Genomic DNA, 7,434 nt, shown 5'->3' with positions numbered 1-7,434 from the left:
GAGCAATCGAGCGGGGGCGGCGAGTATCCGCTCCAAGACGGTTTCGGGTGGACTAACGGTGTTCTTCTGGCGCTTCTGAGAGATCGTGATCTTGGCCTCTAAGTCAGCTGCGCGCCTGGCTTATTCGTTCTGAAGGTCACGTCGATCGAAAGTGAGATCACCAATCAGACAGAGGACGAGACCGATGCAGATCATAATGGCGCTCGTGGTCCAGTTCTCATTGACGGCCGGTGCCAGCGGGACATGGTAAAGAATCGATGTGTCGAGTAGCCAGTGGTTGAGCTTGAGTCCGTCACCGAGCATCAACAGTAAAAACGACCAGCCGAAAGATCCATAGACCACAAAACTGGTCAGTCTTGGGGTTATCCCAAAGGCACAGAAGCCGATACCGGTGACCAGTATGGCAGGGGCAGCGATATTCAGTCCGGCACCCAGCAGCGTTTGAAGCGATATGCCCAGGTGTTCGTTTAACATACCGAGCCAGGCGGCAAACCCGCTGATCAGGCCGGCCACTACGATAGTTCCGATAACCAGTATGACTCGGCCCCAGAACCAGCGCATTCTGCTGACCGGCTGGACTAGCAGGTTGTCAAGATAACTGAGGGCCTCATCGTTTCTGACCCTGCCGACTGCGCTGGCCGCGTAGACGAGTAGGACGATCATGGCTAGCAGGAAGATGATGCCTATATAGGCCAGGGTGACTTCGTGCTGGGCTGTCTGGGCGATCTTGCTGAGAGTGCGCTCAAAACTAGCCGATTGGCTAAAGACTTGGCTGGCCGCTTTAGCAAACAGGGAGTAGACGAAACCGACCGCTCCCACGGCCAGAAGCCAACCGATCGTGGCGGGTCTGGTCAGTCGCATGGCAAAGCTAAGGGGCGTCTTAAGCATATTCAGACGGGCCCTGGCCGTACTTTTGTCGGCAAAGATGGCATCGTAGAGGTCGCGTCGTCCGGCCAAAAAGACGGCCGTCGTACAAAGGACTATCGCAAAACCGAATATCGGCAGAAGCCAGAGTGGCTGGCTGGCATACATCGGTTGCAGCTTCTCAATCCAGCCGAGTGGCGAGAGGTAGAGCAACCAATGAGCGCTGGTCGTATCGGCGACCACTCGGATTCCGTAGAAGACCCCGAAAATAATTGCTGAGTAACCGGCAGCCCTGCCACGCGAAGGTATCAGTTGGCTCATCAGAGCACCGACTGCCAAAAACTCGATTGCGCCGCAGAGTAGTGTTAGGGCGAAGAAGAGGCTAGAGCTGGTTGTCAGATCTGCCCCGTTCGTTCTGCCGATAACCCCGAGAGCCAGCAAGAGAAAGGCGTAGACGATGATCAGCCCGCCGTAGAGACTGGCAAGGACATTGGCAGTAGCCTTACGTGGCGTTGTCTGGCCGATCAGCATAAGTTCCCATCGTCCCATGTCTTCTTCACCGCGCAGTGCCCTGATGGCCGTCAGAAAGCCCCAGACGGCGCCTACGGCTGCCAGTAGACAGAGAAAGTTCCAGGCCATATAGCCGCCGATGCTTACCAGGTTGTGGGCCTGCCCGAGTATGGCCTCTATGCCAACGTTACCACCCAGCGTCCCGGCTATCTTTACTCTATCGGCCTGGGTGGGGTAGATGGAGATGTAGCTACTCGCCTTTGAGATGACATAGCTGGCGAAGATGAGGCCTCCGAAGATGAAACTCTTCATATGTCGCCTGAAGACAAAACGGCCAACCACTGTACCGGGTAAACCATAGCGTCTGAAGGTTGGCGTCACTACTTTTGTGGTGGTCATTACTCCTCAGTTCCTCTGTTGCGGATATCCTTGTCACCGTAGAGTGAGAGGAAAAGCTCCTCGAGCGAAGGCTCCCGGCTGATCAGCGACTTTGGCTTCGCCTTGGCAAGAGCGGCCAGTAGTTCGTCTATCGGCCCCTGGACCTGACAGCTGAGGTGGTGGCCGGTGATCTTAACTCGGCTGACGCCTTTGATCTTTTTGATCTGAGGTGGTTTGCCGGCAAAGGTAGCCTCGACGGTTAGGGCCGAGAGGTGACGCATCTCAGAAAGTGTCCCTATCTCAACCAGTTTGCCTTCTCTAAGGATCCCAACCCGGTCACAGAGCGCCTCAACCTCGTCGAGGATATGCGACGAGAGGAAGACGGTCTGGCCATTCTTTTTGGCCTCGAGAATGCTCTCTCTGAAAGCCTGTTCCATCAACGGATCGAGGCCGCTGGTCGGCTCATCGAGTACCAGTAGGTCTGCCCGGGTGGCCAAAGCGGCAATCAAGTTTATCTTCTGCCGATTGCCCTTGGAGTATGTGCGGACTTTCTTCTTGGGATCGAACTGGAATCGTTTGACGAGCGTTTTCTGGTATGAGAGATCAACCTGACCGTGAATCTGGCCGAGAAGATAGAGTGTCTCCTCGCCAGTTAACGAGGGCCAGAGAGAGGCTTCACCGGGCACATAAGCAAGGCGCCGGTGAATCTTAACCTTATCCTTCTGGCAGTCGAGTCCAAAGATCTCCGCATGGCCGGAGGTTGGTTTAATGAGGCCGAGCAGTAAGCGAATCGTCGTTGTCTTGCCGGCACCGTTTGGGCCCAGATAGCCGACGATCTCACCTTTCTTAATCTCAATGTCGAGTGAGTCAAGAGCGGCCAGCGAACCGTATCTTTTTGTCAGACCCTTTGTTACTAGCACTGTCTGATCGCTCATGTACCGTGTCCCCTTTGCGCCTATAATCTACCCCAACTATATCTGTTCAGAGCCAAACGTTAAAGGGTTTACGAAGTACGACGGGTGTACTGCTTTAAGGCAAGTGGTATGAAGACTGCCAGAATGCCGATGCACCACAAGAGTATCTTCCATGTAGCGCCACCATCGGGGGTACCGACAGATAGGTGACGAGCTGCCTCAGCGACGAACGTAATTGGCTGGTTGCGGACAAAGACCTGCAGCCAGCTGGGCATCGTCTGGACCGGTACGAAGACGGCGCTGGCGAAGACAAGTGGGAAGATGAGGACAAAGCTGGCCAGCTGGGCAGACTCGGAGTCCCTAACCGACATACCGACGAGGGCGAATACCCACGAGAGTGCGTAACCGAAGAGGAGCGCTACGAAGACCATCAACAGGGCGTCGCCGACACCTTGGGTAAACCGGAAGCCGATCAGGTAACCGACTCCGACCATGATGGCGATTACCGCCAAGTTCCGGAACGCATCCGAGAACGTTCTCCCAGCTACCACGGCTAGCCGGCTCATTGGCAGCGAACGGAAGCGATCGATCATCCCCTTGCTCATGTCGTCAGCTAGGCCGATACCGGTCTGAACACCACCGAACATGACCATCTGGACTAGGATACCAGGCAAGAGGAAGTTGATGTACTTACCACCTGGGACGTGGGTTGCTCCGCCGAGAGCGCCACCGAAGACATAGTTGAAGAGCAGCAGGAACATGATCGGCTGGACTGATGAGAAGAAGAGAAGCTGGGGTAGCCGTAAGTACCTATAGAGGTTGCGCTTGGTGCTCATCCAAGTATCCACAAGGGTGTAGTGGAGACTGCGCTTACTCATTGCTGGCCTCCTTTCTTGGTGTCCCGCTTGTTGACGGTCGTGTCTTTAGCTTTCTCACCGGTCAGTGCCAGGAAGACGTCGTCAAGCGACGGCTGGTGGAGGGAGAGAGTAGCTACGGTCAGTTTAGCGTTGTTAAGCGCCTGGACGATGTCCATCAGATGCTTAGCTCCGTTGGCTACCGGTACCCTGACGACGAGCGTGTTCTCATCGAAGGTTGGTGGCTGCTTGGCTAGCTTGGTCACAGCTGATAGGGCTTTGTCTTTATCCTTGGCTTTCGTCAGGCCGAATTCGACGATATCGCCACCAAGCTGGGCCTTCAGCTCGCTACTAGTCCCTTCGGCGATCACCTTACCCTCGTTAACGACGGCGATCTTGTCCGCCAACTGGTCGGCCTCGTCGAGATACTGGGTGGTCAATAGAATTGAGGTCCCCTCTTTGACGAGATCGCGGATGATGTTCCAGAGATCAATTCTGGTCTTGGGATCGAGGCCGGTGGTCGGCTCGTCGAGGAAGAGGATCTTCGGACGACCAACCAGACTGGCTCCAAGGTCCAATCGGCGGCGCATTCCTCCAGAATAGGTTCGAACTGGTCGGTGGGCGGCTGAAGATAGATGAAGTTGCTCGAGTAGCTCCTTGGTTCGTCTGGCCGATTCCTTGTGGCTGAGCCGGTAAAGACGACCGACCATATAGACGTTCTCGTAACCAGTTAGGAATTCGTCGACTGCGGCATATTGCCCGGCCAGGCCGATCGTCTCCCTGACCCGTTCCGGCTCTCTCAGGGCATCGATCCCGTGGACCTTAACCGATCCGTGATCAGGTTGGAGAAGGGTGCTCAGGATACGAACCAATGTCGTCTTACCAGCCCCGTTTGGTCCGAGCAGGCCGAAGACAGTCCCCTCCTCGGATTTTAATGAGATGCCGTTTAGAGCCTTCACATCACCGAAGTGCTTAACGACGTTTTTTACTTCGAACGAATATGCCATAGGTGCTTCTTTACCCCTCATTTAGGTGCGGTTTTTGACTGGCGTCGGTACGTCATGTCATACATTCCGCACTACTTCTCTCTTATAATCTCGTGTCTGCTATCTGTTTGTCAAGAAAGTCGGCCCTGATTTCAGTTGAGTGGTGCCCCACCGAGTGGTGGCGAAGATTGATTGGCCCAAACTGGGATCTGATTCCGTCCGATGTCGGTAATCTGGTACGAGGTGCCACCCGTGCTGGAAATGAGAAAGATATTGTAGTTTTGGAGTGAACCATTTAGATCGTAGGCTACTAATTTGCCGTCTGGTGACCAACTTGCCTTGGCGAAGGCCTGGACGTTGCTAGCTGTGGCTAGAGTGCGAGTGACTGCTCCGCTTCCGGCACTCAGTATCCGGAGGTAGTTATTATTACTACCAGTGACTGCGATGAGCGACTGGCCGTCTGGTGACCAGCCATCGACCTCGTCGACGTAGGCGGGCGAAGATGAAGCCTGTATCAGGCCTGTGCCGTCCGTGCCCACGGTGTAGAGATAGGGGACGAGCGACGAACTCCTGAAGTAAGGAAAGGCAAGAGTCTTGCCGTTAGGTGAGATGGCTAGTGAACTGAGCAGTATCGGCTGGTTAGTGGTCGGGTTAAGGTATGGCAAGGCGACCACGAGCGTAACCGAACCACCCGAGATCGGCTCTTTAAAGATACCTGGACCGCCTGTTCGTCCATACGAGAGAAAGTAGACCGTCTTGCCATCGGGCGAGAGAACGGGTTGGGAGTCGTCATCCGATGAACCTGTCGTTGTGCAACCAGGCGTTAAGCTGGTGGTCTTGGTGCTACCTGCGCTGAGGCTAAAGATACAACTTCGTCCAAGGTTGGAGGCGGTATCCTGGCTATAGGTAAAGGCGATCTTGCTACCATTTGGCAGAACGTTCAGGCTGGTGATCTGTCCTTGAGACTGGTAACCGCCTGACAGGGTATAGACGCTTTCGGGCACCGCCCCGTTCGCTTTCATAGCAGCGATAGAGTTGAAGCCGGAAATAAAGTAGATAGTCCCAGAGGTTGAAAATGGCAGGATCGTTGGTCCATTCTGGGTAACGTGAGTGCCTGACGGGATAGGAGTTGCTGACTCCCAGTAGATATGGACGAGCTCACGAATAAGGCTGGCGAGGATAAGACTGCAGACAAGAGTGGCGGTGACGATAAAGACGATCCGCTTCGACGGGTTGGCTTTAGTGGTGGCCTCCGGCACCATAATCGGCCTATCGCCGCCAATCCGTAGACTGGAACGATCGGAGGTAATCTTGTGGCGGGTTGCTTCTAATCTGTCCGTGAAGGCCTTTTTGCCGTTCATCTCTTAAAGATAGCATTTTATCCCCGTAAAATCGACTTCGCGACTTGTCATTTCAACAGAATGGCTTATGCTTAAAGGTAGAAAATAAAAAGCCCTTAAGACAAAAGGCCGTGTCTGTCAGGGCGCAACTTTAGTCGTGCCGGCGGGCACGGCACTTTTTTGAACTGAAAACGAGCCCGGTTAACACCAGGCTCGTCTCGTTTTATTGGTCGTTTTTCTTAGGCTCGGCTAAGAAGTTTGCGTCGGATACCCACTAGGTAGACGCTCGCACCGAGCAGGATGGCGCCGAAGACCGGAGCCAGGCTTGAGATACCGGTGGTCGGTAAGCTCTGAGCCGGAGGGGTTGGCGTTGGCGTAGGAGTTGGGGTAGGGGTCGGAGGTACACTTACCTTGACGATAGCCACGTCACAACCACTCTGGGGGTCGTTGTTATTCTTATTGTTGCCAGTGAAACAGGCCTTGTTGGTCAAGAATGCGCCATCCTGGTTTGAGGTTACCTTAACCTCGTAACTGAGGGTGACCTTCTGGCCGACTGTGACCGTACCAACGTCGTTGGTGATAGTCGTTTCGCTCGGGTTACTGGTCAACTGGACGCCCGTAGGCAGGGTGTCGGTCATAACCGTCTTGACCATGTCACCGAGACCGTTGTCGCCGGCAACGCCGTTATTGCCGATGGTGATAACGTACTCAAGGGTGTCACCCTCATTTACGCTAAGAGCAGTGCTGTCTGAGTTTGCCTCAACCAACGCGCTGCCAGTTGTAACGTCCTTAACTTGTTTCTGGATAACGCCGACAGGATGACAGGCGAATGCCGGAGCGGCTACAGAAATAGCCAGCGCACCTGCGACGATAGTTGAGCTAACAATTGTTCGGATGCTTTTCGTACTCATGTCGAAAACCTCTCCTTCCTTAATCTTTCACCACCTCTGGTGTTGATATCACTATACCATACCTTATAGTATTGTCAATACTATAGCCATAAGCTTCTTGAGAGGCGTGATATTGCAAAATATAATAAATCTTTGTAAATATAGTTTTCTTGATAGCTGTGATTAGTGTCATACAATGCATATCGCTATAAGAGGTCATCTACCAATTTCTGTCAATAACACCCTGACCATGTATTGTTTACCCTGAAACTGATCAGTATGCTTATAAGTGCTGAAACTTATTGGGGGGAATTAAGACAAAAAACTATGGCACGACTACCGGTTCAGGGAGGAGACAACGGCACTTGGGGGACAATCCTCAACGACTTTCTTGAAGTTTCTCTCAATGGTGACGGCACACTGCAGTCTTCTGCTCTCCAACAAGCAGGAGCCTTGATATCCGGAACTGCTGCCTTAGGCGATCTAAGTGGAAGCTACCCAAACCCCACCGTCGCCAAGATCAACGGGGTTAGCATCAGTAACGCTCCAAGTAGTGGGCAGATACTGGGTGCCACCGGCACCACTACGGCAGCTTGGACGACCCCATCATATGCCAGTCAGCTTGGCCCTACCGGGGATACAACTGGAGCGCGAGATACTTTAGCGATTCAGACCCTACTCAACGCGGCATCGCCAGG

At 53.8% G+C, this 7,434-nt stretch carries 7 protein-coding genes; 1 reads left to right on the top strand and 6 read right to left on the bottom strand.

The window, feature by feature from the left end:
- Positions 1-120: 120 nt before the first annotated feature.
- From VGS28_00960 to VGS28_00935, 6 genes are all read right to left on the bottom strand, one after another.
- A complete protein-coding gene (locus VGS28_00960) occupies positions 121-1,773 on the bottom strand; it encodes a hypothetical protein (protein HEV2412356.1) in 1,653 nt (550 codons plus the stop codon).
- Entirely contained in the window at positions 1,773-2,687 is a 915-nt protein-coding gene (locus VGS28_00955) for an ABC transporter ATP-binding protein (protein ID HEV2412355.1), read from the bottom strand. The genes VGS28_00960 and VGS28_00955 overlap by 1 nt, the downstream gene beginning before the upstream one ends.
- Before the next feature lie 68 nt (positions 2,688-2,755).
- A complete protein-coding gene (locus VGS28_00950) occupies positions 2,756-3,544 on the bottom strand; it encodes an ABC transporter permease (GenBank protein ID HEV2412354.1) in 789 nt (262 codons plus the stop codon).
- A complete protein-coding gene (locus VGS28_00945) occupies positions 3,541-4,527 on the bottom strand; it encodes an ATP-binding cassette domain-containing protein (protein ID HEV2412353.1) in 987 nt (328 codons plus the stop codon). Before VGS28_00945 ends, VGS28_00950 begins: the two co-directional genes overlap by 4 nt.
- A 131-nt stretch (positions 4,528-4,658) precedes the next feature.
- Entirely contained in the window at positions 4,659-5,867 is a 1,209-nt protein-coding gene (locus VGS28_00940; GenBank protein HEV2412352.1) for a hypothetical protein, read from the bottom strand.
- A 218-nt stretch (positions 5,868-6,085) separates the two neighbouring features.
- Positions 6,086-6,757 carry a hypothetical protein gene (locus VGS28_00935; GenBank protein ID HEV2412351.1) on the bottom strand — a complete coding sequence of 224 codons (672 nt, stop codon included), beginning with the start codon at positions 6,755-6,757 and terminating at the stop codon, positions 6,086-6,088.
- Between the two features lie 306 nt (positions 6,758-7,063).
- On the opposite strand from VGS28_00935, the gene VGS28_00930 reads away from it, so the two are divergent.
- Positions 7,064-7,434 (top strand): hypothetical protein (locus tag VGS28_00930; GenBank protein ID HEV2412350.1); only part of this gene is annotated, 371 nt, incomplete at its 3' end.

Source organism: Candidatus Saccharimonadales bacterium (assembly GCA_035945435.1).
GTDB lineage: Bacteria > Patescibacteriota > Saccharimonadia > Saccharimonadales > DASZAF01 > DASZAF01.
This window is presented reverse-complemented; position numbering and strand designations above follow the sequence as displayed.